Annotated in this window: 27 protein-coding genes; 15 read left to right on the forward strand and 12 right to left on the reverse strand. The window is 71.7% G+C overall.

Annotated elements, in window-relative coordinates:
• The first annotated feature begins 84 nt into the window (after positions 1 to 84).
• Entirely contained in the window at positions 85 to 753 is a 669-nt protein-coding gene (locus ASD62_RS02475; protein ID WP_157581234.1) for an ANTAR domain-containing protein, read from the forward strand.
• On the opposite strand, the gene ASD62_RS02480 is transcribed toward ASD62_RS02475, so the two are convergent.
• Both ASD62_RS02480 and ASD62_RS02485 read right to left on the reverse strand, forming a co-directional pair.
• Positions 750 to 2549, reverse strand: a complete 1800-nt coding sequence (locus ASD62_RS02480) for a GAF domain-containing SpoIIE family protein phosphatase (protein ID WP_056914617.1) — start codon at positions 2547 to 2549, stop codon at positions 750 to 752. The genes ASD62_RS02475 and ASD62_RS02480 overlap by 4 nt on opposite strands.
• Before the next feature lie 438 nt (positions 2550 to 2987).
• Positions 2988 to 3419: an Hsp20/alpha crystallin family protein gene (locus ASD62_RS02485; protein ID WP_056914618.1), complete on the reverse strand. Its 432-nt coding sequence runs from the start codon at positions 3417 to 3419 to the stop codon at positions 2988 to 2990.
• A gap of 113 nt (positions 3420 to 3532) precedes the next feature.
• Between ASD62_RS02485 and ASD62_RS02490 the strand changes: the two genes are divergently transcribed.
• Positions 3533 to 3868, forward strand: a complete 336-nt coding sequence (locus tag ASD62_RS02490; RefSeq protein WP_235529166.1) for a MerR family transcriptional regulator — start codon at positions 3533 to 3535, stop codon at positions 3866 to 3868.
• 122 nt (positions 3869 to 3990) lie between these two features.
• Here ASD62_RS02490 and ASD62_RS02495 read toward each other — a convergent pair whose 3' ends face one another.
• Positions 3991 to 5382, reverse strand: coding sequence for a sorbosone dehydrogenase family protein (locus tag ASD62_RS02495; protein ID WP_056914619.1), 1392 nt, complete (start codon positions 5380 to 5382; stop codon positions 3991 to 3993).
• A gap of 262 nt (positions 5383 to 5644) precedes the next feature.
• Between ASD62_RS02495 and ASD62_RS02500 the strand changes: the two genes are divergently transcribed.
• On the forward strand, positions 5645 to 6583 hold the full coding sequence (locus ASD62_RS02500) for an acyl-ACP desaturase (RefSeq protein WP_056917105.1): 939 nt from the start codon (positions 5645 to 5647) through the stop codon (positions 6581 to 6583).
• 74 nt (positions 6584 to 6657) lie between these two features.
• Here the strand turns inward: ASD62_RS02500 and ASD62_RS02505 are convergent, their stop codons facing one another.
• Complete coding sequence (locus ASD62_RS02505; RefSeq protein ID WP_082580528.1) at positions 6658 to 7785, reverse strand: TDT family transporter; 1128 nt, start codon at positions 7783 to 7785, stop codon at positions 6658 to 6660.
• A 92-nt stretch (positions 7786 to 7877) separates the two neighbouring features.
• Between ASD62_RS02505 and ASD62_RS02510 the strand changes: the two genes are divergently transcribed.
• Positions 7878 to 8807, forward strand: coding sequence for a LysR family transcriptional regulator (locus ASD62_RS02510; RefSeq protein WP_056914620.1), 930 nt, complete (start codon positions 7878 to 7880; stop codon positions 8805 to 8807).
• A gap of 36 nt (positions 8808 to 8843) precedes the next feature.
• Here ASD62_RS02510 and ASD62_RS02515 read toward each other — a convergent pair whose 3' ends face one another.
• Positions 8844 to 10673, reverse strand: a complete 1830-nt coding sequence (locus ASD62_RS02515; RefSeq protein ID WP_056914621.1) for a GMC family oxidoreductase — start codon at positions 10671 to 10673, stop codon at positions 8844 to 8846.
• 134 nt (positions 10674 to 10807) lie between these two features.
• On the opposite strand from ASD62_RS02515, the gene ASD62_RS02520 reads away from it, so the two are divergent.
• Complete coding sequence (locus tag ASD62_RS02520; protein WP_082580529.1) at positions 10808 to 11605, forward strand: alpha/beta fold hydrolase; 798 nt, start codon at positions 10808 to 10810, stop codon at positions 11603 to 11605.
• On the opposite strand, the gene ASD62_RS02525 is transcribed toward ASD62_RS02520, so the two are convergent.
• The 5 genes from ASD62_RS02525 to ASD62_RS02545 form a co-directional block, all read right to left on the reverse strand.
• A complete protein-coding gene (locus ASD62_RS02525; RefSeq protein WP_056914622.1) occupies positions 11595 to 12410 on the reverse strand; it encodes an ABC transporter permease in 816 nt (271 codons plus the stop codon). The genes ASD62_RS02520 and ASD62_RS02525 overlap by 11 nt on opposite strands.
• A complete protein-coding gene (locus ASD62_RS02530) occupies positions 12407 to 13333 on the reverse strand; it encodes an ABC transporter ATP-binding protein (RefSeq protein WP_056914623.1) in 927 nt (308 codons plus the stop codon). Before ASD62_RS02530 ends, ASD62_RS02525 begins: the two co-directional genes overlap by 4 nt.
• A complete protein-coding gene (locus ASD62_RS02535) occupies positions 13330 to 14436 on the reverse strand; it encodes a transcriptional regulator (protein ID WP_157581237.1) in 1107 nt (368 codons plus the stop codon). The genes ASD62_RS02530 and ASD62_RS02535 overlap by 4 nt, the downstream gene beginning before the upstream one ends.
• A gap of 166 nt (positions 14437 to 14602) precedes the next feature.
• Positions 14603 to 15700, reverse strand: coding sequence for a beta-propeller fold lactonase family protein (locus ASD62_RS02540; RefSeq protein ID WP_056914625.1), 1098 nt, complete (start codon positions 15698 to 15700; stop codon positions 14603 to 14605).
• A 151-nt stretch (positions 15701 to 15851) separates the two neighbouring features.
• Positions 15852 to 16538: a haloacid dehalogenase type II gene (locus tag ASD62_RS02545; RefSeq protein WP_056914626.1), complete on the reverse strand. Its 687-nt coding sequence runs from the start codon at positions 16536 to 16538 to the stop codon at positions 15852 to 15854.
• Between the two features lie 140 nt (positions 16539 to 16678).
• On the opposite strand from ASD62_RS02545, the gene ASD62_RS02550 reads away from it, so the two are divergent.
• Entirely contained in the window at positions 16679 to 17272 is a 594-nt protein-coding gene (locus ASD62_RS02550) for an RNA polymerase sigma factor (protein WP_056914627.1), read from the forward strand.
• Entirely contained in the window at positions 17269 to 17544 is a 276-nt protein-coding gene (locus ASD62_RS02555) for an anti-sigma factor (protein WP_056914628.1), read from the forward strand. The genes ASD62_RS02550 and ASD62_RS02555 overlap by 4 nt, the downstream gene beginning before the upstream one ends.
• Before the next feature lie 79 nt (positions 17545 to 17623).
• Here ASD62_RS02555 and ASD62_RS02560 read toward each other — a convergent pair whose 3' ends face one another.
• Entirely contained in the window at positions 17624 to 18670 is a 1047-nt protein-coding gene (locus ASD62_RS02560; RefSeq protein ID WP_056917108.1) for an NAD-dependent epimerase/dehydratase family protein, read from the reverse strand.
• Positions 18671 to 18681: 11 nt separating this feature from the next.
• Positions 18682 to 19983 (reverse strand): hypothetical protein, encoded by a 1302-nt coding sequence (locus tag ASD62_RS02565; protein ID WP_157581240.1) that lies wholly within the window; start codon positions 19981 to 19983, stop codon positions 18682 to 18684.
• On the opposite strand from ASD62_RS02565, the gene ASD62_RS19995 reads away from it, so the two are divergent.
• The 8 genes from ASD62_RS19995 (at position 19967) to ASD62_RS02600 (ending at position 25728) form a co-directional block, all read left to right on the forward strand.
• Complete coding sequence (locus tag ASD62_RS19995; protein ID WP_157581243.1) at positions 19967 to 20215, forward strand: hypothetical protein; 249 nt, start codon at positions 19967 to 19969, stop codon at positions 20213 to 20215. The genes ASD62_RS02565 and ASD62_RS19995 overlap by 17 nt on opposite strands.
• 78 nt (positions 20216 to 20293) lie before the next feature.
• Positions 20294 to 20953, forward strand: a complete 660-nt coding sequence (locus ASD62_RS02570; RefSeq protein ID WP_056914629.1) for a glycosyltransferase family 2 protein — start codon at positions 20294 to 20296, stop codon at positions 20951 to 20953.
• Positions 20950 to 21633 (forward strand): DUF2064 domain-containing protein, encoded by a 684-nt coding sequence (locus ASD62_RS02575; protein ID WP_056914630.1) that lies wholly within the window; start codon positions 20950 to 20952, stop codon positions 21631 to 21633. The genes ASD62_RS02570 and ASD62_RS02575 overlap by 4 nt, the downstream gene beginning before the upstream one ends.
• Positions 21630 to 22364, forward strand: a complete 735-nt coding sequence (locus ASD62_RS02580) for a class I SAM-dependent methyltransferase (RefSeq protein ID WP_056914631.1) — start codon at positions 21630 to 21632, stop codon at positions 22362 to 22364. The genes ASD62_RS02575 and ASD62_RS02580 overlap by 4 nt, the downstream gene beginning before the upstream one ends.
• Entirely contained in the window at positions 22361 to 23530 is a 1170-nt protein-coding gene (locus tag ASD62_RS02585; protein ID WP_056914632.1) for a molybdopterin-dependent oxidoreductase, read from the forward strand. The genes ASD62_RS02580 and ASD62_RS02585 overlap by 4 nt, the downstream gene beginning before the upstream one ends.
• Positions 23527 to 23952, forward strand: a complete 426-nt coding sequence (locus tag ASD62_RS02590; protein WP_056914633.1) for a hypothetical protein — start codon at positions 23527 to 23529, stop codon at positions 23950 to 23952. Before ASD62_RS02585 ends, ASD62_RS02590 begins: the two co-directional genes overlap by 4 nt.
• Entirely contained in the window at positions 23945 to 24622 is a 678-nt protein-coding gene (locus ASD62_RS02595; RefSeq protein WP_200956837.1) for a response regulator transcription factor, read from the forward strand. The genes ASD62_RS02590 and ASD62_RS02595 overlap by 8 nt, the downstream gene beginning before the upstream one ends.
• Positions 24619 to 25728 carry a sensor histidine kinase KdpD gene (locus tag ASD62_RS02600; RefSeq protein ID WP_056914634.1) on the forward strand — a complete coding sequence of 370 codons (1110 nt, stop codon included), beginning with the start codon at positions 24619 to 24621 and terminating at the stop codon, positions 25726 to 25728. Before ASD62_RS02595 ends, ASD62_RS02600 begins: the two co-directional genes overlap by 4 nt.
• The last annotated feature ends 21 nt before the right edge of the window (positions 25729 to 25749 follow it).

A 25749-nucleotide genomic window follows, 5' to 3' on the forward strand; every position in this document is an offset into this window, starting at 1 on the left:
CGCTGCCCGTCGTACCATCGGGATCGGTCAAGGAGTGGCCTTCTCGCTTGAGAGATCCCCAGGGTCGTCACGTAGGAGGAAACGGTGGCCCGGCACGCAGTGCAGCCTGACGGACAGGCGATGTTCTTCGAGTACCAGGTGGAGGGGCGCCGCTGGTCGTGGTCACAGGGGCTCCGTGACCTGCACGGCCTCGACGAGGGTGAGGAGCCCACCACGGAGGCGATGCTTGCCCGCATCGTCCTCGACGACCGGGCCGCGATGCTGTCCCGGTTCCAGCACCACCTCGAGGACGCCGGTCCCTACTCGTGCGTCTACACCATGACCGACGCGCACGGGCGAGCCCGTCGGCTGGTCCTCGTGGGTCGCAGCGAGGCAGTGGCGGGAACGGTCAAGCGACTGACGGGGTTCGTCGCGGACATCACCGAGGCGATGCGCGAGGGGGCCCGGGTCGCGGTCGCGGCGTCGGCCGAGAACCGGGCCGCCATCGAGCAGGCCAAGGGCGCCCTGATGGTCACCTTCGGCATCGACGAGGACGTGGCCTTCGACCTCCTCCGCACCTATTCGAGCCAGCACAACATCAAGCTGGCAGCCGTCGCCGACCGGATCGTCGATGGACTCGGTGATCCGGCCTTCTCCCGCGAAGAGCCGGCGCGAAGCCTGCTGGACATCGTCATCGGGCTCGCGGCCGAGGCGGGTGACGGCACTGGTGTGGTCACCCGAAGCTCTGCCGGTGGTGGGCTCTCGGGGGCCTAGCTCGAGAGGTGTGGTTGCAGTCCGCCGCCGTGTCGGCGGAGGGCCACCGCGGCGACGTCGTCGTCCTGGGTGTCGTCGCGCACTCGCCCGACCAAGCCGTCGAGGCCACTGCTGAGGTCGTCGCCGCGGAGGCCGGACAGCGCCTCCTCGAGTCGAGTCCTACCCGCGTCGATGTCCTCGGTGCGCCGCTCGATCAGGCCGTCGGTGAACACGACGATCGTGTCGCCGGGGCAGAAGCTGAACGTGCTCCGGCGACGCCGCGGCCCGACGATCCCGAGCGGAGCCCCGTCAGCGCAGGGAAGGTGCTCGACCACCCCGCCGTCGCGCAGCAGGGTCGGCGCCGGGTGTCCTGCGTTGGCCACCACGATCTCGTTCCTGCTCGGGTCGGCCACCAGGTAGACGAGCGTGACGAGCTGGTCCTCCCCGTACGCGGCCATCATCATGTCCAGCTTGGTGAGCACGACGTCGGGTCGCGGGTCCACGGCGACATACGCGCGCACGGAGGCACGCATCTGGGCCATGGAGGCTGCGGCCTCCACCCCGCGGCCCATCACGTCCCCGACGAACACGGCAACCCGTCCGTCGGGCAGGGAGAGCACGTCGTAGAAGTCTCCACCGACACCGGTGCGACCGGAGGGCGAGTAGTGCGCGGCTGCATCACAACCCACCAGCGCCGGCAGGGCGCGTGGGAGCACGGCGTGCTGGAGACGTCCCGCCACTGCCGACGTCTGGCTGTGCAGGTCGGAGTTGTCGATGGAGACGGCGGCCCGGCGCGCGAGCTCCTCGGCGAGCTCGACGTCGGCCTGGTCGTAGCGGACCCGGGACTCGGCCCTGACCCAGGTCATCACCCCGAGGGTTCGTCCACGGGCGATCAGCGGCACGGTGATCGCGCTGTGGAGCGCCAGCTCCCGTGCGATCCGGAGGTGCTCGTCGTCGCGGGCCGCGGCGACGAGCATCTCGTCCGTGATCTCGGGGATGAGCTCGCTGCGTCCCGTGCGCATCACCTGCCACGGTCCATTGCCCGAGTCCGGGTCGCTCGGATACCGCTGTGCCAGCTCGTGGGCGTACTCGACCTTCGCAGGATCGACGTGGGCCACCGCGAGGCGTCGAAGTCGGTTGTCCTTGACCAGGTCGATGGCGCACCAGTCGGCGCGGCTCGGGACAGCAAGCTGCGCGACCCGAGCCAGCGTGGCCTCGTAGTCGAGGCTGCTGGCGAGCTCGGCCGACGCCTCGACCAGGAAGGAGAGCTGGGCCTGTCGTTCAGCAGCCTGCCCCTCGGCCCGGATGCGCAGCAGCGCCTGCGCGCAGCTGTCGGCAAGGATGTCGAGGAAGTTCAGCTCGGCGTTCTCGAAGTGCCGGCGTCCGGGAAAGGACAGTCCGACCGCACCCAGCGTGCCGTCCGCCGTGTTGAGCGGCAGGACCAGGATGGAGCGTTCCCCTCGGTCCATCCGGGGCACCGTGGGGTACGCCTCGAGGATCGCCTCACGCCCAACCAGCACCATCCGTCGTCCTGAACGGATGACGTCCGCCGCTGGAGTCGCGGTGGCGAGCGGATACGAGGCGAACACCTCCGCGTCCCCGTCGAGCCCGCCGAACAGACCCGCGAGTCGCACCTCGTCGTCCTCGGCACGCAGCGTCAGGGACGCGATGGTGGCACCGACCGCGACCGCACTGTGTTCGACCACCACCTTCGTGACCGCGTCCGAGGTCCTGGCCTCGATCAGCTCGGCGGTCACCCGGGCCAGCCCCGTCAGCCGGGCGTCCAGGGCGGACTCGTCGCCGGTGCCGGGTCTCATGTCGGCATGATGGCAGGAGCCCCTTCGAAACTTCTTCGAAACGCCCGAACACCACGGACGCTGGCCAGCCGGCGGGCACGAGCTGACACGCCCACCGGCTGGCTGTGCCGTCACCTCCCGACGCGGGGCCGAGACGCGCCCGGAGGTGAGCGCTGTCGACGGCGACCTTTGACGGGTCGTGGCTGCGGTCGCGCGGGGGTGGCGGCCCGGAGCCATACGGACCGTCGTGGGTTCGGCCGGTCGCCCGGTGCCGTCGCCCCTCTCGCGCTCCCACGTCCCGCTGGGGGTTTCGCCCATGCCTCGCCGATGATCGCGTCGAACTCCTCGCGCAGGAAGTCCTCATCGGCCAGCACGAGGTCGAAGAAGTCCTCGCACGATCCAGTGGCGAGGTCGCTGCGATCAGCGGGGCTCGCGGCCATGGTCACCACCACCCGCGGCTCAGGCGCTGATCGCCTGCTGTCCTTCGTGCCTGCTGGCGATCTCGACCTTGCGGGGCTTGGCCTGCTCCGCGACAGGGATCCGCAGCGAGAGCACTCCGGTGTCGTAGCTGGCCTCGATGTGGCCGGTGTCGAGGTTGTCGCCCAGCACGAGCTGCCGGCTGAACACCCCACGCGGTCGCTCTGCGGCGAGGAGCTCGGCGTCGCTGGCCCTGGCCGGACGTTCGGCCTTGACCGTGACGACGTTGCGCTCCACGTCGATGTCGATCGCCTCCTGGCTCACGCCGGGCAGGTCGAACTCGACGTGGAACACGTCTCCCTCACGCCAGGCATCCATGGGCATGACCGAAGGACGGGCCAAGGTGCCGTCCGGGCCGAACACCTGCTGGGTGAGCCGGTCCAGCTCACGGAACGGGTCGGTGCGCATCAGCATCGTCTTCACCTCCGTTGTGTTGTTCTGATGCTCCCCACAGCGGCACCATCCAGAGCAACATCTGATGCCGCTGCTATAGATTTCTTGTAGCACCACTGACCATACTGTCGCAAGTGGCCAGACAGGATTCCTCAGCAGGGCGCGCGCCCGCAGCGACACCGGCCCCCGACGGCGACCGCGGCGTCTACGCGATCTCCGTGGCCGCCGAGCTGGTCGGGATGGGCGCGCAGAACCTGCGCCTGTATGAGGCGCGTGGGCTGATCGAGCCCAACCGCACCGACGGAGGCACCCGTCGCTACAGCGCCAACGACCTGGACCGGCTGCGCCGGATCGGCGACCTCCTCGATGCGGGCCTCAACCTCGCGGGGATCGGGATGGTCCTCGTGCTCGAGGAGGAGAACGCCCGCCTGCGCCTGGCACGCAAGGGCAGTCAACCGTCCACGGGCTGACGGCCCTGACCTCTCAGGGCCCTGGTTGCGGTGGGACGCATGCGGCGGCCCCCCTCATCCGACGATGAGAGGGGCCGGGGCATCGACGCAGTCGCCGGGGCCGGCGACCGGTCGACCGGAGGTCAGGGCCGGGTGATCCGCAGGACGGTGCCGGTCGTCCCGGACAGGACCCCAGTGGTGTTGCCGAGGACGTAGAGCTCACCCCTGCGGTCCTGGGCGAACCCGAACACGGCGATGCCGGGGTCCTGCAGCGAGGTGACCGCCGAGCCCTTGTTGACGAACAACCGCCCCAGCGGTTGGGCGAAGGCCCGCGAGTAGTCACCGAAGACGTAGTGCCCACGAAGGGCCTTCACGTCGTGGCCGCGGTAGACGTAACCGCCCACCACGGCGATGCCCTGGCAGGCGCTGGCCGGCGCCCCACCGCCGCACCGCGTCCCACCGGGCGCGGTGTGGTCGTACTCGAGCACCGGGTCGACCAGCCCTGCGGGGCTGCCCGGCGAATTTGCCGTCACGAAGCCGGGGCCGTCGCCGCCGTTGTCGAACAGGAAGCTGCCCTCCTTGACCGGCCAGCCGTAGTTGCGGCCCGGGCGAACCACGTCCACCTCCTCGATGTCGTTCTGGCCCACCTCACCGACCACGAGGCGACCGGAGCGGGAGTCGAAGGAGAACCGGTAGGGGTTGCGGAAGCCGTAGGCCCAGATCTCGTCCGCACCCTCGCGACCGACGAACGGGTTGCTCCTGGGGATGCCGTACTGCCCGTTGGCCGAGTTGTGTCCGTGCGGGTCGATGCGCAGCACCTTGCCGAGGACGTTGCCCGCAGCGAGGCTCTGCGCGTTGCCACCCGCGACGTGCCCCGGACCCTGGTCGTCCGCAGCGCCCCCGTCACCGATCGCGATGTAGAGCTTGCCGTCGGGACCGAAGGCGATCTCACCGCCGTTGTGGTTGAACTGCGGCTTGTCGATGCGCATCAGCTCGCGTCGCGTGCTCGGGTCGACCACCGGGTGCTCGGCCCGCGCGTTCCGGACCTTCCACTGCGCGATCACGGTCTGTCCTCCCCCGGGCGTGACCCCGGGCTGCGTCGTGAAGTCCGGTGAGGGAGTGGGGTTCTCGGACGTGAACGTGTAGAGCAGGCCGTTGTGCTTGTACCCCGGGTCGAAGGCGAGGCCGAGCAGGCCCCGCTCGTCGTAGGGCAGTCCGGGGATCACCTTGGCGAGGTCCGAGACGAGCCGCGCGGACAGGTCGGCGACCAAGGTCTTCGGTGACCTCCCGCGGACGTCGACCTGCCAGATCTGGCCGCCCTGGTCCGCGATGTAGAGGTGGTCGTGGTCTCCGGGAGCCACGGCGCCGGTGACGGGAGCCACCAGACCGGTGGCCACGGGCTTGAGAGCGATGCGGGTGTTGCTGACCGGGATGGGTGAAGGGATGGGATCTGCGAGGGCAGTGGCCGCAGCCACCGGGGCGGCGACGGCGATGACCGCGACCGCGGCCAGAGCGATGGATCTGTGAACTCTCATCAGACTTCCTCTGCTCGAGCGCGCTTGAGCACGCGTGGTCGGATACTGCTCACCACGAGCCCCGCGCACACAGAGTTCACCTTGGCGGCCAATCTCCGGCGCAGACAGGGCGATCGCCACTTTTCGGACACGCGGTCGGCGTCGGCCGCTTCGCCCGGCACGCAGGTACGTCGTGGCCGGTCCGTCGCTCTGGCCCGGTGGCTCGTGAGGGTGTAGGCAGGGGGTGGGCGCGACCTTCGCGTTCGTCACCGAGGAGGACCCCGTGGCCGCCACACTCGACAGCGCCCAGTTGCTCGCCGCACTCGAGCCGGTGGTCGAGGAGAACCTCAACCGTCACCTCGAGGCCGCCCAGGACTGGATGCCGCACGAGTACGTGCCGTGGTCGATGGGCCGCGACTTCGCTGAGCTGGGGGGCGACCCGTGGTCACCGGACCAGTCGCAGCTCTCGCCGATCGCCCGGACGGCCCTGGAGGTCAACCTCCTCACCGAGGACAACCTGCCCAGCTACCACCGCGTGATCGACCAGGCCTTCGGCCGCGACAGTGCCTGGGGCACCTGGGTCAACCGGTGGACCGCCGAGGAAGGGCGACACGCGTTCTGCATCCGCGACTACCTGCTCGTCACCCGGGGCGTCGACCCCGACGAGCTCGAGCGGGCCCGCATGGACACGATGGAGACCGGCTACGACTCAGGTGACAAGGCGCTGCTCAACATCTGCGCCTACGTCTCGTTCCAGGAGCTGGCCACCCGTGTCTCGCACCGGAACACGGGCCGCTACACCGAGGAGCCGATCGCGGAGAAGCTGCTCACGCGGGTCGCCAAGGACGAGAACCTCCACATGATCTTCTACCGGAACCTCGTCCAGGCGGCCCTGGAGCTGACCCCGAACCAGACCATGCGGGCGATCACCGACGAGGTCGTGACGTTCCAGATGCCCGGCTCGATCATCCCCGGCTTCGGGCGCAAGGCGGTGCAGATGGCCATGGCCGGCATCTACGACCTGCGCATCCACCATGACGACATCGTGACCCCGATGCTGCGCCAGTGGGGTGTCTGGGACCTCGAGGGCCTTGACGCCTCCGGCGAGCAGGCCCGGGAGGAGCTCGCGACCGCGGTCGCCTCCCTCGACGAGGAGGCGGCTCGCTTCGTCGCCCGCCGCGAGGAGCGGGCGGCCAAGCAGGCGGCGCGCCAGGGATCCTGACCCCGCGCGGCCGGAAGCACGGCGGGCCACCGGACCTGTGTGCCGGGTGGCCCCGGCCGTCACGTCCGCCGGCGTCACCGCCGGGCGTGCACCCGCCGGATCGTCACCACGCTCGCGACGGCGCAGAGGGCCCAGGTGCCACACAGCGCCGCGGTCGCGGCCACGCCGACCGCCGTGATGCAGGGGTGACTCGTCGAGCTGCCCAGGAGCCGCGTACCGAGGGCCAGGGTGCCGATGGGGAAGGTCAGCGCCCACCATCCCGGGCTGAACGGCATACGTGCGCGGACTCCTCGCACCGTCATCGTGACGGCGTGGGCGACCACCGGCACGGCGACGGCGAGCATCACGTAGCCGTAGGCGTCGGCCAGGCGTCGAGCGGCATCGGCCGCTGAGGGCGTGAGGAGCGGCGAGCTCTGGCTCGCGATCACCTGGGCCGCGGCCATCGACTGACCGACCATGCCCAACGGGATCCAGGCCGAGGCCGAGGCTGCGATCGGTAGGGCCGCTCTCCGGAAGTGGTGGTGGTAGGCCGTCGCGAAGACGAGCGTCCCGAGGAACAGCGCGAGGAAGAAGCAGGCGACGACGGCCACGAGGAGGGCCATGCGGACGTGGGGGCCGACCTGGGGGATCAGGGCCGCGCCGGTCGTCGCGGACACCATCGGCGGCACCAGCGGGAGCCCCCACGCGGGGACCGGGTCCCGGAGGTTTCGCCTGAGCAGGACGGTGGCGAACCCGAAGGCGGTGACGACACCGAGGCCCGTGCCCACCACCCAGCACCCTGCATCGGTGACCACCACCCATCGGGCGGGGGCGCCGGAAGCGGCGTGCGCCCCTAGCTGTGGCAGCACGGTGAGCAGCGCTGAACCGATCGAGAGGATGCCCATCGACACGGTGCCCCATGTCGGCACCACTGCTGGGTCGCGGAGGGTGTTCGTCAGGACGGCCGGGTCGCGAGCGGCACGCCCACCGAAAGAAGCCGTCAGCCCGATGAGCAGCAGCACGCCGACCAGCGTCAGCAGCGACGCCGGCACCAGCAGGACCGGGACCTGGGAGGCGTCACGTGCAAGGAGGGTCGCCAGGATCCCCGTTCCCATGACGGAGGAGAACCACACCGGTCCCGCCGGAGGCAGGACGGGTCGAGCCGAGCGCCCACTTCGCTCTCGGGGCAGGCGCGTGGCGACCTGGCCCACAACGGTTCTCATGAGCCTCACTCTGGGCCCGCGAGGCGACGTGCGGTACCCGGCCCGATGGTGTCGCGCCACAAGAGATGCTTGTGAGCCCCTAGGGTGCAGGGGTGCAGAGCCTCCATCGCATCCCGTCGCTCGAGCAGCTGTCGGCCCTGACTGCTGCCGCCGCCCACGGCAGCATGGGGGCTGCTGCCCGTGAGCTGGGAATCAGCCAGCAGGCAGTCAGTGCACGGATTTCCGCCGCAGAGACCTTGATGGGCCTCGCGGTGCTCGAGCGGTCGAGCGGCGGCGTCAGGCCGACGGGGCAAGGACAGCTGGTGCTTGCCTGGGCAGAGCGGGTGCTGGAGGCAGCCCGGGACCTGGGCGACGGCATACAGGGGATGGACGCCTCCGGGCGCACCCTCCTCGTGGCGGCGAGCAACACGATCTCCGAGGCGCTCCTCCCCCAGTGGGCCACCCGGCTGCGCCGCGCGCACCCGGATGTCGCCCTCCAGGTCGAACCGGGCAACTCCCGGTCCGTCATCGAGGCCGTCACGAACGGTGCGGTCGACCTGGGCTACGTCGAGACGCCGCAGATCCCCCGAGGGCTGCGCTCCAGGACCGTCGCCCACGACGAGCTCATCGTCGTGGCGCCGCCGGACCACCCCTGGGCGCGGAGGCGGCGAGGCATCGACACGGCCGAGCTGTCGATGACCCCGCTCATCCTGCGGGAGGACGGTTCCGGGACCCGCACCCACATCCAGCAGGCACTGCCGGGCCACGCCTCGCCCCTGCACACCCTCGCCTCCACGGCAGCCGTGCGCGACGCGGCCCGCACCATGGGCGTTCCCACCATCCTGTCCTCCCTTGCCGTCGTGGACGACCTCGCGACCGGACGCCTGGTGCGCGTGAAGGTCACCGACCTCTCCATGCCGCGCGCCCTGCGAGCGATCTGGAACCCCCACCAACGACCCCGCGGGCCGGCTGCCGAGCTGCTGCGCATCTCGACCCAGCCGTCGCGCTCCCCACGAAGGGGCCCACGAGTGCCGCCGGCCTGAGTCCGGGGTCCCTGCAGGCGCGAGCCGACCAGGCCGTCAGCCGACCACCTCGTGGAGGTGGACCCCGTGGTCCGCGGCGATGAGCTCGGCGGCCTTCTCCCCGATCATGATTGCGGCGGCGTTGGTGTTGCCGCTGACGACGTTCGGCATGACGCTGGCGTCGGCCACGCGCAGGGCCTCGATGCCGTGGACCCGCAGCCGCGGGTCGACGACGTCACCGATCCGACAGGTCGACGTCGCGTGGTAGACGGTCAGCGCGTAGTGGCGGGCAAGGTCCTCGAGCAGCTCGTCGCTCGGCTCGGAGCCGGCGACGTGGCCGTGTGCCTGAGCCAGGTGCGGCGGGATGACCGGCTCGCCGAGGCCGCCGCCGGGCCATGCCTGCGCGACCTCGAGTGCTCGGCGCATCACGGCGATCATGACCGTCACGTCGTGCGGGTCGCCGAAGTAGTTGAAGTCGATCGTCGGCGGTACCGCGGGGTCCGCACTGGCCAGCGTCACCGAACCCTCGGAGTGGGGTTGCACGGGATTGGGCAGCACCACGACCTGCCCGCGCGTCGGGTCCAGGAAGGTCTCCGGATCCTCGAAGAAGGCAGCCGGCGGCAGCCGGAAGACGCCCTCCCAGATCGCCGGTGTGTAGCCGGTCGCGAGGAAGCCGATCTGCGCGTCGTGCGTGTGGTCGTCGCCCAGTCCGGTCGAGAAGAACGCGACCGCGTCGTAGAGGGAGGACGAGGCGAGGCCGCTGCCGGTCGTGAACCACTCGCCGATGCGGCGCTCGGCCTCGGCCTTGGCCGCCGCGAGGGGCTCGGGCAGGTCGTCGTCGTCCGCGGGGTCGGCCGGCAGCGGTCCGGCGGGGGCCCGCAGTGCATCCGGCCCGAGCGACATCGCCACCTCGGTCATCGTCTCCCCGATGCCGTCGGCGGCGAACATCAAGGGTGTGTGCAGGTGGTCCTTGAGATGGCGCCCGACGGCGGGGAGGTCCACGACGCAGGCCACCCCGACGTCCGTGAGCTCTTCTCGGGACCCGACCCCTGAGAGCAGGAGCAGGTGCGGCGACCCGATGGCGCCTGCGCACAGCACCACCTCGGTGCTCGCGGCCACCGTCTCGGACGTGCCGTGCTCGGTGCGGTAGGCGACCCCGGTGGCGCGAGGCACCTCACCGGCCGTCTCGAACAGGACCCGCTCGACGAGGGCGCCGGTGACCACCGTCAGGTTGTCCCGGTCCATCGCCGGCTCGAGGTAGGCGTGGAAGGTCGAGCTCCGCCTGCCGTCCTTCGTCGTCGTCTGGAAGAGCGAGGCAACCCCGTCGGGGTTGAGGCGGTCACGACCGTTGTAGTCACCCTGCTTCAGTCCTGCGGCGCCCGCGGCCTCCACGAACTGCACCGAGGCACGCAGGATCGGCTGACGCACCGACACCCCCACCGGGCCGTCGTGGCCGTGGGCGTCGGGGTCGGCGTGGAGGTCGGGGCTGCCCACGAACCCCTCGGCCTTGAGGAAGTACGGAAGGACCTCCTCGTAGGACCAGCCGACCGCGCCCCCTGCGGCCCACGAGTCGAAGTCGCCCGGGTGCCCCCGCACGTACGCCATGTAGTTGAGTCCGGAGGAGCCGCCGAGCATCTTCCCGCGGGGCACCATCATCCGACCGCCGACCAGGCCCTTGCCGACCCCGCCGGGATCACCGTTGTACATCCAGTCGGTCGCGGGGTCGTTCTGCAGGCTGGCGACGGCGGCCGGCACCAGCTCTGCGGGAGGTGGCGGCCCGCCGGCCTCGAGCAGGCAGACCCGGACGTCCGGGTCCTCGCTCAGCCGGGCAGCGACCACGGCGCCCGCCGATCCCGCCCCCACGATGACGTAGTCGTACGAGTCCATCGATCCCACCTCGCTGTGGCACCTCGCCGGACGGCGGGGACGGTCTCGCCACGCAACCACACTCGGGAAGGCGAAACAAGGGAGCCGGGGCCGCTGCTTCTCCCAGTCGGGGGGGCCGGACGCATGATGGTCGGGTGCTCTCTTCCCTCGCCCCGGCCAGACGGCGCCTGACCCTTGCTGTCGGCGGCCTGGTCCTCGTCGCGATCGCTGCCTCAGGGGTCGCCGTCGTCGTGGGACGCGACGGCGCGGCCAGGCCGGTCGACCAGGCCGTGCCGGGACCGGTGCTGCTCGTTCCCGGGTACGGCGGCTCGACCTCCGCGTTCGGCCGACTCGCCTCGACCCTGCGCTCGGCAGGCCGGGACGTCACGGTCGTCCAGCTGCCTGACCAGGCCCTCGGCGACCTGCAGCGCCAGGCCGACGAGCTCGCCCACGTCGCAGCCGGCGTCCTCGCCCGCACCGGGGCGACCTCGGTGGACGTCGTCGGCTACTCCGCGGGAGGTGTGGTGGCTCGGCTCTGGGTGCAGGAGGGCGGCGGAGCCAGCTCCGTGCGTCGGCTGGTCACCCTCGGGTCGCCCCACCACGGGACCCAGCTCGCCGCCCTCGGCTCGCTGGTCGCCGGCGCCTGCCCGGTGGCGTGCCAGCAGCTGGCCCCGGAGAGTCCCGTGCTGGCTCGGCTGAACAGCGCTCCACTCCCCCGCGGTCCCCGTTACCTCGCGGTGTGGACGACCCAGGACGACGTGGTGGTGCCCGCGGCGTCGGCCGAGCTCGACGGCGCGACCAGCGTCTCGGTCCAGCAGGTGTGTCCCACGGACGGGGTGCGCCACTCGGGTCTGCCCGAGGACGTCGTCGTCGTGGGCCTGGTGGCCGGGTCCATCGGCGCGGAGCCCATCCCCGCGTGGGGTCCGTCGGACTGCGCCCGACTCAGCTCGTGATGTCCTTGGTGGCGAAGTTGGCCCATGCAGCCCCGAGGAGCACGGCGACGTAGACGGCCTGCAACCCGACGCCCCGCTCGACCCCGCTCAGCAGCAGGGGGTCACGGTAGAGGTCGACGAACGTCAGCCAGTACCGCGTCGGCAGGTAGGGCTGCAGGGGACGGGCCGCGTCGATCGTGAGCAGCAGGGAGGACCCAATGAGGAAGGCGAGTGCGCCCAGGGTCGCCGTCTGCGGTGAGTCGGTCAGCGTCGACAGGAACAGCGCCATCGTCGCCACCCCGAGCATCGAGAAGGTGATGAAGGCGATCGCCAGCACGGTGCGCCAGGCGATCTGACCGGGAGTGAGCAGGGTGCCCGAGACGCTGACCATGGACTGCGACAGCGGTGCGTTCCCGAGCGTGAGCCGCCCCACGACGAACCCGACGGCAGCCACGGTGAGCACCGACACGAGGACGTATGCCGTGCTCGCGACCAGCTTGGCCACGAGCAGCCGCGTACGGCCGACAGGGCGGATCAGCAGGTACCGCAACGTTCCTGCCTGGGACTCACCCGCCACCGCCTCCCCGGCGACGACGGCAACGGAGATCGGCAGGAAGAGCGGGAGCACGATGGCCAGGGCCGCGATCGCGAACAGCGACCCGTTGGCCACCACGGCCGAGAGGAAGGCGGGCCCCTGACCCGGACGCGGCGCGATACCGGTCACCGCGAGCAGCACCGCCACGATCGTCGGCAGCAGGTTGAGCAGGGCGATGGTCAGCCAGGTGCGGCGGCGGCGGAAGAGCTTGCCGAGCTCGACGACGATCACCGGGCCACCTCTCCCGGAGCCCGCGCGCTGGTGCGCTCGGCGATGACGTCCTCGAGGCGGCGGCGCTCGGGTCCGAGCTCCACGACGCGCAGCCCCGCGGCCACGAGCCGGGCGTTGATCTCAGCGGCGTCGGCGGTGCGGACGAAGAGCAGGTCGTCCTCCCGCACCTCGACGCGGCCGTCGAGGAGGCGGTGCGCCTCGTCGGCGTCAGGGGTGCGCACCACCACTCTGCCGGTGGGTGCCCGCAACGTGGCGAGGTCCTCCTGGACGACCAGCCGGCCACGGTCGAGCAGCCCGATGCGGGTGCAGAGCTCCTCGACCTCGGCGAGCAGGTGGCTGGAGAGGAAGACCGTCGTGCCGGCGGCGTTGAGGGTCTGCAGGAGGGTCCTGACCTCGAGGATGCCCTGGGGGTCGAGCCCGTTCGTCGGCTCGTCGAGGACGAGGAGCTCGGGCTGGCGCAGGAGGGCACCGGCCAGCCCCAGCCGCTGACGCATGCCGAGCGAGTAGGCACGCACCGGACGACGGCCCACGGACGCGAGGCCGACGAGCGAGAGGGCCTGCGCCACCCTGTCCCGGCGGCCGCGACGGCCACCACCCAACGGACCCTGGGGCGCCGGACCGCTCGCGTCGAGGATGGTGAGGTTCGCTGCACCGGAGAGGTGGCCGTATGCAGCCGGGCCCTCGACGAGGGCCCCGACACGGGGCAGCACGCTGGCCGCGTTCTCGGGCATCGGCTGTCCGAGGACCCGGACCTCCCCCGAGGTCGCCAGGACGAGCCCGAGCAGGCAACGCACCGTCGTGGTCTTGCCCGATCCGTTGGCACCGAGGAAGCCGTAGACGTCACCGGGACGCACGTCGAGGTCGATCCCGTCGACGGCCGCGACCGCGCCATACCGCTTGACCAGGCCCTCGGTGCGGATCACGACGGGGCCCCTTGACCGTGGAGCAGCTCGTCCGCGGCCTCGGAGAGGCCCAGGGGGGTCATCGTCCCGGTGAGCAGCCACTGGATCCCCGACCGGTCGGGCCGGGTCAGGAGGAGGGCGAGGGGGCCGACGTCGACGGCGGTGCCGGCCGGTACGGCGTGCGAGCCCGCTGCGAGCTGCAGCTGCTGGTCGAGGGACCGCGCCCTACGGCCCGGGAGTCCGGCCACCGCCAGCTGGGTGACTCCGCTGCCGTACAGGCCCACGCCGCGGGTGCCTGCGAGCGGGTCCTGGCGTGGGTACCCGCGCAGGACGTCCGGGGGCTGGGCCGGTGAGAACCGCGCGATCGCGTCAACGAGGTCGAACCGGCTGCTGATCCGCACCCGCGCCGACGGCGGCGGGGTGAACGAGATCGCCGCCTCCGGGGGTCGCCCGGGGGCGAAGTCGAGGAAGGTCGTCGACATGGCTGCGCGGGACTCGCCCCGGCCGTAGACCTCGACCGACACGGGGATGCCGGACTCACGGTCGGCCCAGACGTCCACGCGGTCGATGCTGCTCTGCGGGTCCTGCGGCCGGATGCGCAACCCGTCGGCGGCCCGGCCCGCGACCCGGCGGGCCGCCAGCATCGACGCCTGGGCACCGGTGGCCCCACCGAGGAGGCGTGCAGCCAGCGCCGGGGGAAGACCGTCGTCGGCCCTCGGCAGTCGGACCGTGCCCGCGGGGGCGTCGGCGGCCCGTGTGGCCCGGTTGTCCTCGAAGTCCCACGACCACGACCCGGAGGGGCTGACCCGCAGGCTCCGCTCACCGCCCGGGTCGAGGGTGTCCACGCGCCACTCGTCGTCGTCCCGCCACCAGACGCGCAGCTCGGTGCGACCACCGAGCAGGGTCGACACGTCGTTGAACTCGTCGCCGACGGGCAGGGCCAACGCACCCGTCGACTCGGCGTACCCCGAGTAGGCCGCCCCCCTGGCCGCCACGATCCGCTGGAGCAGAGCAGCAGCATCGTCGTGCTCCCCGCCGACCGGCAGGACACGGAGCACCAGCGGCACCGCCGCGATGGTCAGCGCCGAACCCACCACCACCGGCCATCGCCACGAGCGGATCACCCCGCCCACGGTACGTCGCGGAGCCGGGAGCCGCGATGGCCTGCCAGCCTCGGTTCGGTCACGAGAACAACGCCCGTCGGGCGCGAAGACCGTCCTTCGCGGGCGGCACCGGTCCGTACCAACGGTGCCCACCCCGAGGAGCGGACACCGTTGGTGTCGACGTCCGTCAGTCGGCACTCAGGCCCGAGGTTCCGTATGCCGTGCCGGCAGCGGTGCCGGTGGAGGTGAGCCCTCCCTGGGCACCGACCCGGAAGGAAGACACCGAACCGTCACCCAGACGCACCGACAGGGTCCGTCCGTCCGACGACACCGCGGCGTCCGTGGGACCGGCGCCAGTCGTCGCAGCAACGGCCGCTGCCAGCGACAGCGAGCCGTCGTGGGAGATGCGGTAGGCCGAGATGGAGGTGCTGGCCGCGTTCACGACGTACGCCCAGTCGCCCGCGACGACCAACCAGCAGGCCGCCTTCTGCGTGTCGGCCAGGGCGCTGGTGATGGGCCGTAGAGGCCGGACCCGGTACGAGGATGCGGATCCGGTCGCCGCCTCCGACACGATGAGGTGTCCGCGTCGGTCGAAGTCGAAGCCGTAGGGCGTCGTACCCGCCGAGGCGTGTGGCCTCGCGTCCCCGGCGTAGCCGCCGACGACTCGGAACGTCTCGATCCGGTTGGCGGCCTTCTCGGTCACGATGAGTGAGTGCCCATCGGGGGTGAAGGAGACCTGCGCGGCGTCGGTGGTGCCGCCTGCCGGGTTGGGGGTGAGGCTCCGTGTGGAACCCGGCAGGCTGTGCAGATCTCCGTCGGCGTCGTAGCGGAAGCCTCGGATCGTGTCGTCGCCCTGGTTCAGCACGTAGCCGACCCCATCCCGCACCGTGACACTCACCGGGAAGTCGCCGCCGGAGCTGATCCGGTCTCGCAGGACAAGACCGCGGCGGGTCGAGACCAGGGCCGACACCGAACCGTCGCCGGCGTTGACCACGAACAAGATCCGGCCGTCCCGGGCGACACCCCCCTGGGAGTGCAGCGATGCGCCGGCGCCGAGACCTCCGGTAGCGACTGTTCCAGCTGCGCGGAGCGAACCGTCCTGCGTGCGGTCGAAGACGGCGACAGCGTTCCCTGCCGCTGCGTTCGTGGCCTCGTACACGTGGCCGACGACCGCGTCGCCCGCCCTGGCTTCATGGGCGGAGGCGCCGCCCGCAGTCGTGGCGAGCATCAGTGCAGCCGCCGTGGCTGCAGCTGCAGCGAGGACTGATGTGCGTGTGGTGTTCATGAGGTTCTCCCGTTGAGTTGGTGGATGCGATGACTTCGAAACCACCCCTCAGGTGCCCGTGCTTCCCGGTTTCGGGGTCCGTAAGGAGGACGAAAGAATTGCGTTGTCCGACAACAGGTCTGCCGTCACGAATGTCGCCACGCACCCACGCTCAGAGCTCGCCCAGCACCTCAGCGAGTTCGAGCAGTGATGTCACCTCCACCTCGGGGCGCGCGAAGCAGCTCGGGTAGGTGGCACCCGTCCGGTTGATGAACGCCGTCCTCAGGCCGGCGTGGTGCGCGCCGTGGATGTCCCAGGGATGGACGGCGACCAACATCGCCTCATCGGCAGCCACCCCGCAGACGTCCAACGCGTACTGGTAGGCGGCCCCGGCCGGCTTCCACAGGGGCGCCGCCTGCACGGACAGGAGTCGCTCGAACGTGGTCGTGAGGCCGTTGCGGTGGAGGAGACCCTCCGCCACAGCGGTCGAGCCGTTGCTCAGGGTCACGAGTCGGATCTCCAAGGCTGCCAACGCCGGGATCCCGGTCAGGACATCGGGGTGAACAGGCAAGGTGGCGAATGCAGCCATCACCCGATCGACCGCCAGGTCGACGTCATCGAGCTGCAGCGGCCGCAGCACCGTTGCCAACGACGTGGCGGCCAGGTCGGCGAAGTCGGGGTTGACCCCGGTGACGGTCAGGGCGAAACCATCGCGCAGCAGCGACGCGAACCACATCCCGGCCAGCGCGGGCGGGGCGCCCAGATCGGCGAAGGTCTGCTGCAGCCCGCTCATGTCCGACAAGGTCTCGTTGACGTCGAAGACGACCAACCCTGGCCGAGGCCTGATCTCTGTGCTCATCGATGACTCCTTGCGCGATTTCGTCTCCACTGGTGCGATGTCAGCCTGTCGCACCAGCGTCCTCATGTGCTGGACCTTCGCCCGGAACCGAAGGCGGCCGAGACCTTCGTGAGGGACCGAACCCACCTGACGGGAACACCATGAGCCACCCAGCGGGTTCCCGGGGTGTGCCCGAACCCCGACCGGACGTTGACGCGCAGGCGTCGGCCCGCGCGTTCCGTGAGCATGTCGAACCACAGCTCGAGGTGCTCCTGCGCGTGGCTCAGTCTCTGACGGGCAACGCTGCCGACGCCGAGGACCTGACCCAGGAGACCCTGATCCGCGCCTACAACGCGGTCGGCCGCTTCGACGGACGTCATCCCCGGGCGTGGCTGCTGACCAGCCTTCGACACACTCACCTGAACATGCACCGTCGCCAACGGCCCGAGACGGTGGCGGACTGGGAGTCGCTGCGCAGGACGCGACCGGCCTTCGGAGCAAGCGCGCCGCACAGCGCCGAGGAGGAGGTCATCGGCCTGGAGCTGCATGACCACCTGGAACGCGCTCTGGCCGAGCTGGACCCGCGCTTCCGTGCGGTCCTGTGGCTGGTCGACGTCGACGACCTCAGCTACGCCGAAGCAGCCGCGGCGCTCGGCGTGCCTGTCGGCACCGTGATGTCCCGGCTCAGCCGTGCCCGAGAACGCGTCCGCCACCACCTCGGCCCGAACATCCTCACCGCAAGGAGGCTTCCATGATCCGCTCGCTGCGTGCCGTGGTCACCTGCCACTGGAGCGCGCGACGCATCCAGCGATACCTCGATGCCGATCCAGCGGCACTGCTGACGCCCGGCGAGGTGTCCCGGCTCGAGTCGCATCTGGCGACCTGTGAGACCTGCGCCCAGGTGGCCAACGAGCACCGGACCCTGCACCGGGCCCTGTCGCGCTGGCCGGGACGACCGGTGCCCGACCCCGTTGCCGTGGCGCGCCTGCGCGGGTTCGTCGATCAGCTCGTGGGCGAGCAACAGTGATGAGTCCCTGACAGCAGCGTGGTCGGCGCCGCTGGGCTGTCCCTTGACGGACGAGATCGATCCGTACCGGCCGAGGCGTTCACGCGCGGAGCGGGTCCCGGGCGAACCGTGCCAGCCCCTCCTTCGGCCCCACCCGGGCGGTGAATCCGAGCTCGTCGGCTGCACGCGCCGGTGAGGCGACGACGTGTCGCACGTCGCCCAGCCGGTACTCCCCCGAGACGACCGGGCTGAGTGAGGCCGCCGAGCCGGCGGTGACCATCCGGGCCACGTCGAGAATGGTCACCGGCTCACCGGAGCACACGTTGTAGGCGGCGTGGCTGCCCTGGTCGCGCCCGCCAACGGCCTGCACCGCGGCCACGTTGGCGCGGGCGACGTCCTCGACGTGGACGAAGTCGCGCACCTGACCGCCGTCCTCGAAGACGACCGGAGCCCGCCCGGCCTCCATGGCCGACCGGAAGATGGCGGCCACGCCCGAGTACGGGGTGTTCCTGGGCATCCCCGGCCCGTACACGTTGTGGTAGCGCAGCGAGATGGCCGAGCCGGGAGCCTGGCGTGCCCACGCCGTCGCGTAGTGCTCCTGGGCGACCTTGCTCGCGGCGTAGCTGCTGCGCGGGTCGAGGAGGGCGTCCTCGGTCACCGTCTCCCAGTCCAGCACCCTGCCGCAGCGCGGGCACGCGTTGTCGAACCGGCCCGCCTCCAGGTCCTCCACGGTGCGGGGTGCCGGCGTCTGGTGACCGTGGTCCGGACACCGGTAGCGGGCTTCGCCGTAGACGACCATCGACGACGCCTGCACGAACCGTGGCACCCCGGCCCTGGCCATGGCGGCAAGGAGGGAGGCGGTACCGAGGTCGTTGTGTGCGGCATACAGGGGAAGGTCGGCGACCGTCACGCCGGCGCCGACCATCGCGGCAAGGTGGCACACGACATCGACGCCGCGCAGGAGCCCGACCCAGTCGTCGGCGGCGCGGACGTCGAGGACGTGCACACCCTCCGGTGCCGTCACTGGACGGACATGGGCCTGCGGCACCATCGCATCCACGGCCACCACGTCGTGTCCTGCGGCGCGCAGGGCCGTTGCTGTCGCCGTGCCGATGAACCCCGCCGCGCCGGTCACCAGCACGGTCATCGAAGCCTGCGTCACCACGGCGTCACCAGCAGCGACTGGACCAGCAGCCCCAGCGCAGCCTGGCCCACGAGGGCCCACCGCCGTGCCCGTACGGGGACCATGACCGTGGCCAGCAGCAGCCACGGGACGAACGGGAGCCAGATGCGCTCCACCTCGGCCTTGCTCATCAGCGACAGGTCCGCGACCACGATCGCAAGGACGGCACCGACCACGAGTGTCAGCACCGGGTCACCGTCGGGTCGGTGAGCAGTGGCCCGCAGGCGTCCGGCCGACGCGGCGAGGGCGCCGAACAGGACCGGCCCGGCGCACACGGCAAGCAGGGCCAGGTTGGCCCAGACCCAGTACCAGGCGGGCCGGGCGGAGGCGAGGCCGTCCCAGTACCGTTGGTGCAGAACCGGATACGCCTGCCAGTACGCGAACCCGGACCAGGCAGAGGCACCCACGACGACGCCTGCCCCGACGGCAACCACTGACGCCAGCGCAACCACGTCACGGTGCCAACCTCGGGCGGCGACCAGTGCCGCGAGGACCAGCACCACCACGAGGGGCAGCCCGTAGGACAGCATGGCGCAGCCACCGAGGCCGAGTCCCGTGGCGACCGCCAACGCCGAGGACCTCACGCGGGTGGGCGCGGTACCGGCCAACGCAGCCACGGCAACGGTCCAGGCCGCGACGGCGGCGAACACCGCATCAGCCGAGACGGCCTGCCAGACGGCGAACGGACCCAGCACCAGGAAGGGCAGCACTCCCCTGGCCCGGGCGTCGTGGCCGAGGGCCCGGCAGGTCACGGCGACCGCGACCGGGACGGTCCCCGCGACGGCGACCACGACCAGGCCGGCGGCCAGCCCGGAGCCGAGTCCCAGGTGGACGAGGGCGACGAAGAAGAGCAGTGCGCCCGGTGGGTGACCGGCCACGTGCACCGGCCAGTTGTCGTTGGCAGTCAACGGGATCCGACCGATGAACGAGCGAAGCAGCTCGCCGGTGTCACCGACGCCTCGAGCGCTGACCAGGTACTCGGTGTCGTGGTCCAGCACTGTGCCGATCCCGTCCAGACCGTCCACGAGAGCGAGGGAGACCATCCAGGCGACCGACAGTGCCCACACCGCCAGCAGGAGCCTGCCCCAGCCCAACCGCGCCATGACCGTCCACGGATGCGGGGTCGCGGCCCACCCGAGCAACCCCAGCGCCGGGAGGGTGCCCACGCCGACTCGTGGGGACCACGCGGCCTGCAACGGCGCTGCCGCGCCGCCGTGGACGTTCACCCCCGGCAGGTGCGCCACCACGACCGCGGCGGTGATGAGCGAGATCGCCACCAGGACACCCCGCAGCAGTGCCCGCTCGTTCCGGGACCCGGCGTCCGCGCGCGGCTCGTGGTCCGTCGCCGTCGCCGTCGGCGTCGCCCTCGACGTCGGCGTCGCCGTCGGCGTCGGCGTCGGCGTCGGCGTCGGCGTCGGCGTCGCCGACTGGGCGGTTGCGTGCGTGGGAGCCGTGGCTGCACGTGGTGTGGTCACGTCGCTGACCCTCGCACGCCCCGGGCACCGGTGACCGGCCACGGGCTCACTGGTCAGACTTCCGTAATGTTTGGCCCCGCAACGCGATCGGTGGCCGCCATAGCGTCGTCGTATGGTCCTGGACTGCGAACTCATCCTCCCGTGCCGCAACGAGGCGCGAGCCCTGCCGGCCCTGCTCGCCAGGGTTCCCGCGGGGATGTCCGTCCTGGTCGTCGACAACGGCTCGACCGACGGAACCGCCGACGTCGCCCGCGGGCTGGGGGCGAGCGTGGTGGTCGAGCACCGTCCCGGGTACGGCGCAGCGGTCCAAGCAGGAGTGGCCGCGGCCCGAGCGAGGTACGTCGCTGTGATGGACGGCGACGGTTCGCTGGACCCGGCGGAGCTGCTCCCCCTGCTCGAGCACGTCGCCGGAGGCCGGGCCACGATGGCCGTCGGGCGACGCCGCCCCGTCACCCGAGCCACCATGAGCTGGCACGCGAAGGTGTTCAACGTGGTGGCGGCGTGGTGGATCGGCAGACGCACCGGGATGCGGCTGCATGACATCCCCTCCGTGCGGGTGACGCGCCGCGCAGACCTGCTCGCGCTCGGGGTCCGGGACCTGCGCTTCGGGTACCCGGTGGAGGTCCTGGTGAGGGCACACCGAGCAGGATGGTCCGTCGTCGAGCACGACATGACGTACCTGCCGCGGGCCGAGGGCACGACCTCCAAGGTGTCCGGGTCCTTGCTCGGCTCGGCCAGGGCTGCGCACGACCTCGTCAAGGCCCTCCCGTGACCGGCGCCACGATCCTCGTCGTGGCCAAGGCCCCGGTCGCTGGTGAGGTGAAGACCCGTCTCGCAGCCACCGTGGGAGCACACCACGCCGCACGCCTGGCGCAGGCGGCCCTGCTGGACACGCTGGCCGTGTGCGAGTCCGTCTTTCCGCGGGGACGTCGCGTGCTCGCGCTGGCCGGGAGCATCCACCGGACCGTCGACCCCGCCCAGCTGCTCCAGGCGCTGACCGGTTGGCACGTGGTCGGCCAGGACGGTCCGACGTTCGCGCACCGGCTCGCCACCGCGCACCGGGACGTCCACGCCACCCACGGCGGCCCAGTCGTCCAGCTCGGGATGGACACCCCCCACGTCACCGCCCGGCACCTCGAGCACGTCATCGCGGCCACACGTGGCGGTCGCCCCGTCCTGGGGCGTGCGCCTGACGGAGGCTGGTGGGTGCTGGCCACCACCTCGCCCGGGGACGTGGCCGGGCTGCCCCTGGTGCCGATGTCCCACCCGGACACGTGGGTGCGCACCCGGGCCGCCGTGGAGGGCGCTGCCGGGACCGTCCTGCACACCGCCGAGCTCGGAGACGTCGACACCGCCGCCGACGCCCACGCAGTCGCCGCAGCAGCACCGCACACCAGGTTCGCCCACGCGTGGCGGCAGCTGGACACCACCCCGGAGAGCAGGACCGCATGAGCACCGTCACCAGCCCGGGAGGCACCACCGCGGGGGCTGCTCGCGTCGGCCCGTTCACGGACGCGGAGGCGGGGGGCCGTCCCGGTCATGCCTCACCTGCACGGGTGTTCGCCACGGCCCTCGCCCTGGGGACGCTCACGGCGGTGATCGAGGGGCACACCACCCATCGGGACCTCCCCGTCCGGAGCTGGACGGGCAAGGCCTCCCGCAGCGACAGGTTCCTGCTCGACCACTGCCACGGCTCCACCATCGACCTGGGGTGCGGTCCCGGTCGCCTGGCGGCCGAGCTCCGCACCCGGGGCCACGACGTCCTCGGCGTCGACACCTCCCGAACAGCGCTGGTCGAAGCCAGACGACGTGGCGTGCCCGTCGAGTGCGGCAGCCTGTTCGACCCCCTGCCGGGTGAGGGAACGTGGGAGACCGTCCTGCTCGCGGACGGCAACATCGGCATCGGCGGCGACCCCACCGCCCTCCTCGCCCGCGCCAGGCACCTCATCCACGACCACGGTCAAGTGGTCGTCGACCTCGCGAAGGCGGGCACCGGCCTGCGCGTCCACCAGCTGCACCTGCGCGCCGGCGGACTCGCGTCCACGTCGTTCCCGTGGGCCGAGCTCGGCCCCGACGCCTTGCCGCAGGCTGCCTCCGCGGCCGGCCTCGTCGTCGCTGCCGTCACCCAACGACACGGACGCACGGTCGGCGTCCTGGCCCCGTCCACCGGCGTGAAGTCGTGAGCGGCACCCGGGTCACCGACTCCCTCACGAGCCTCCTCGACCGAGCCCCCACGCCGGAGGACTTCACCAGCCCTGCCCGCAGCCCGCAGCTCACGGCGCGGGTCGGGACCTGGCTCGGCGTCTGCTTCCTGGTGGCCTTCCTCACCGGTGTCTGGAGCCACCTCGCACAGCTGCCGAACCCGCTGGTCCCCCTGCCGACCCGACCCATCTGGCTGTACCGGGTCACCCAGGGCGTGCACGTCGCGGCGGGGACCGCGGCCGTGCCGTTGCTGCTGGTCAAGCTGTGGTCGGTGTTCCCCCAGCTGTTCCGGCGCCCACCGACGCCGACCCGAGCCAGGCTGCTCGACGCCGTCGAACGGTTGTCCATCCTGGTGCTGGTCTCCAGCGCGTCGTTCCAGCTCGTCACCGGTCTGGCGAACTCCGCCCAGTGGTACCCGTGGTCGTTCTCGTTCCGGTCCACTCACTTCGCCCTCGGCTGGGTAGCCATGGGCTCCCTGCTCGTCCACGTCGCGGTGAAGCTGCCCGTCATTCGCAGCGCCTGGCTGGGGCCAGAGGTGGCACCCGTGCCGGGCGCTGTGTCCCGGCGCACCATCCTGCGGGCCACCTGGGCGGCGGCCGGCGTCGCCGTGGTGACCAGCGCCGCCTCCGGGGTCCCGAGCGTCAGGCGCCTGTCGGTCCTCGCCCCACGCTCCGGCACAGGGCCCGGCAACGTGCCGATCAACAAGACCGCTGCCGCCGCAGGCGTCACGACCGCCGCGGCCGACCCCGGGTTCACCCTCACCGTCAGCCTGGGCGGTGCCCACCGACAGCTGACCCGAGCAGACCTGGAGTCCATGCCGCAGACCACTGCCACCCTGCCCATCGCCTGCGTCGAAGGGTGGAGCGCCACCGGCACCTGGACCGGGGTGCGCATCACCGACCTCATGGCCCTGCTCGACGCGCCCACCGGCTCGGCCGTCCTCGTCGAGTCCCTCCAACGCGGCGGTGCGTCGAGTCGCAGCCGCCTGCCGGCCAACGTGGCTGCCGATCCGCAAGCCATCCTCGCCCTCACCCTCGACGGCGAACGACTGTCCCTCGACCACGGGTACCCGTGCCGGATCATCGCTCCCAACCGCCCCGGCGCGCTGCAGACGAAGTGGGTCAACCGGATCGAGGTGCAGGCATGACCGGCACCCTGCGCGGCACACGCACCGTCATCGGCGCGGTGGGGCTCGTGCTCGGCCTGTATGGCGTCGTGCGCCTCCTCGGCCTCGGCTGGGGCAACCTATTGGCGACCGTCCCCTGGCTGGCCGGTGTCGTGGTCGTCCACGACGGGCTCGTCGCCCCCGTGATCGTCCTCGTCGGGGTCGCAGCGGCGCGCGTCCTGCCGACCTGGAGCCGTCGTGCTGCACTCCTGGTCCTGGTCGTCCTCGGCCCGCTGACGCTGCTGGCGGTGCCGGCGCTGGGCCGGTTCGGCGCGAAGGCCGACAACCCCACCCTCCTCGACCGTCCGTATGCCGCAGGATGGGCCGCGGTCGTCGCCGTAGTCTTGGTCGCAGCGGCAGCTGTGGCCGTCCACGACCGACGCGAAGGAGCACCCCGTGGCTGAGGTCCTCGTCGTGGACGACGACCTCACCGTCCGCGAGGTCGTCGTGTCCTACCTCCGGGCCGGTGGACACCGCGTACAGGAAGCCGGTGACGGCGAGGGTGCGCTGCGAGCCATGCGCGGCCGCGGTGCCGACCTGGTCGTCCTCGACCTGATGCTCCCCGGCGTCGACGGGCTCGAGGTGTGCCGACGGCTGCGCGAGAGCAGCGACGTCCCGATCATCATGCTCACCGCGCTCGGCGCCGAGACCGACCGCCTCGTCGGGCTCAGGCTCGGTGCCGACGACTACGTCACGAAACCGTTCAGTCCCCGCGAGCTCGCCCTGCGCGTCGACTCCGTCCTGCGTCGCGTCGGGCAACGACACCCCAAGGGTGCGACCGTGACCGACGGCGACCTCGTGGTCGAGCCGTCCGAGCACACGGCCACGCTGGCCGGTGCCGTCCTCCCGCTGACGGTGCGCGAGTTCGACCTGCTGCACTTCCTGGTCGCCAACCCCCGACAGGTCTGGTCCCGCGACGCGCTGCTGCGCGAGGTGTGGGGCTGGTCGTTCGGTGACCAGTCCACCGTCACCGTCCACGTCCGCCGCCTGCGCGAGAAGGTCGAGACCGACCCCCGTCGCCCGGCCCGGCTGCTCACCGTGTGGGGCGTCGGCTACCGGTGGGAACCGCAGTGACCGGCGACCAGGTCACCGTGGTCCTCATCGCCGCCGGCTGGTCCCTGGGCGTCGGTGTCGTCGGTGCCCTCATCGGATGGCGCATCAGGCGTGCTCCCATCCGCTGGTCCGCCGGGCTCATCGCCGTCGTCGCCGTCGGCGGGGTCGTGGCCGGCGTCGTCGGAACTGCGCGGGCGATGTTCCTGTCGAGCCACGACCTGGGCGTCATCGTCCTCGTCTGCGGTGTCTCCGGTGTGGTGTCGGCAGCCTTCGCACTCCTGCTGGCCCGCACCCTGACCCTGTCCGCGCGAAGACTCCGAGGCATGGCCGCTGCTGTCGGCGCGGGGCAGGACGTGGAGGCGCCCGCCGGAGACCCGTCAGAGATGCGCGAGGTCGCGGACGAGCTGGCACGCAGCAGTGAACGGTTGCGTACCTCCCAGGCGCGCGAACGCCAGCTCGAGCAGTCGCGCCGCGAGCTCGTCGCCTGGGTGTCCCACGACCTGCGGACCCCGTTGGCTGGGTTGCGTGCCATGGCCGAGGCGCTCGACGACGGCGTGGCCAGCGACCCCCGGCGCTACCACCGGCAGATGCTGACGGAGACGAACCGGATGGCCGGCATGGTCGACGACCTGTTCGAGCTGTCCCGCATCCACGCCGGCGCGCTCAACCTGACCCTGGAACCCATGGTCCTGCGGGACGTCGTCAGCGAGTCCATCGCCGGCGCCACCCCGGTGGCCACCACCCGCGGTGTCGAGCTCGGCGGGAACGTCGTGCCCGACGTCGAGGTCCGCGCCGACGCCACGGCGCTGTCCCGGGTGGTGGGGAACCTCGTCATGAACGCCATCCGCCACACCCCGACCGACGGGGTCGTCCTCGTCGAGGGCCGCACAGCCGGGGACACCGTCGAGCTCACCGTGAGCGACGGCTGTGGCGGCATCGACCCCGACGACCTCGAGTCGGTGTTCGAGGTGGGCTGGCGCGGCACCCGCGCCCGGACACCGGGCCCGGACACCGGCGCCGGCCTCGGTCTGGCCATCGTGCGAGGGCTCGTCGAGGCACACCAGGGAACCGTGACCGTCAGCAACCACGGCAACGGCTGCCGCTTCGTCGTCCGCCTGCCCGCCTAGTCAGAAGTACGTTCCTGTGGC

It is taken from the genome of Phycicoccus sp. Root563 (assembly GCF_001427915.1).
GTDB lineage: Bacteria > Actinomycetota > Actinomycetes > Actinomycetales > Dermatophilaceae > Pedococcus.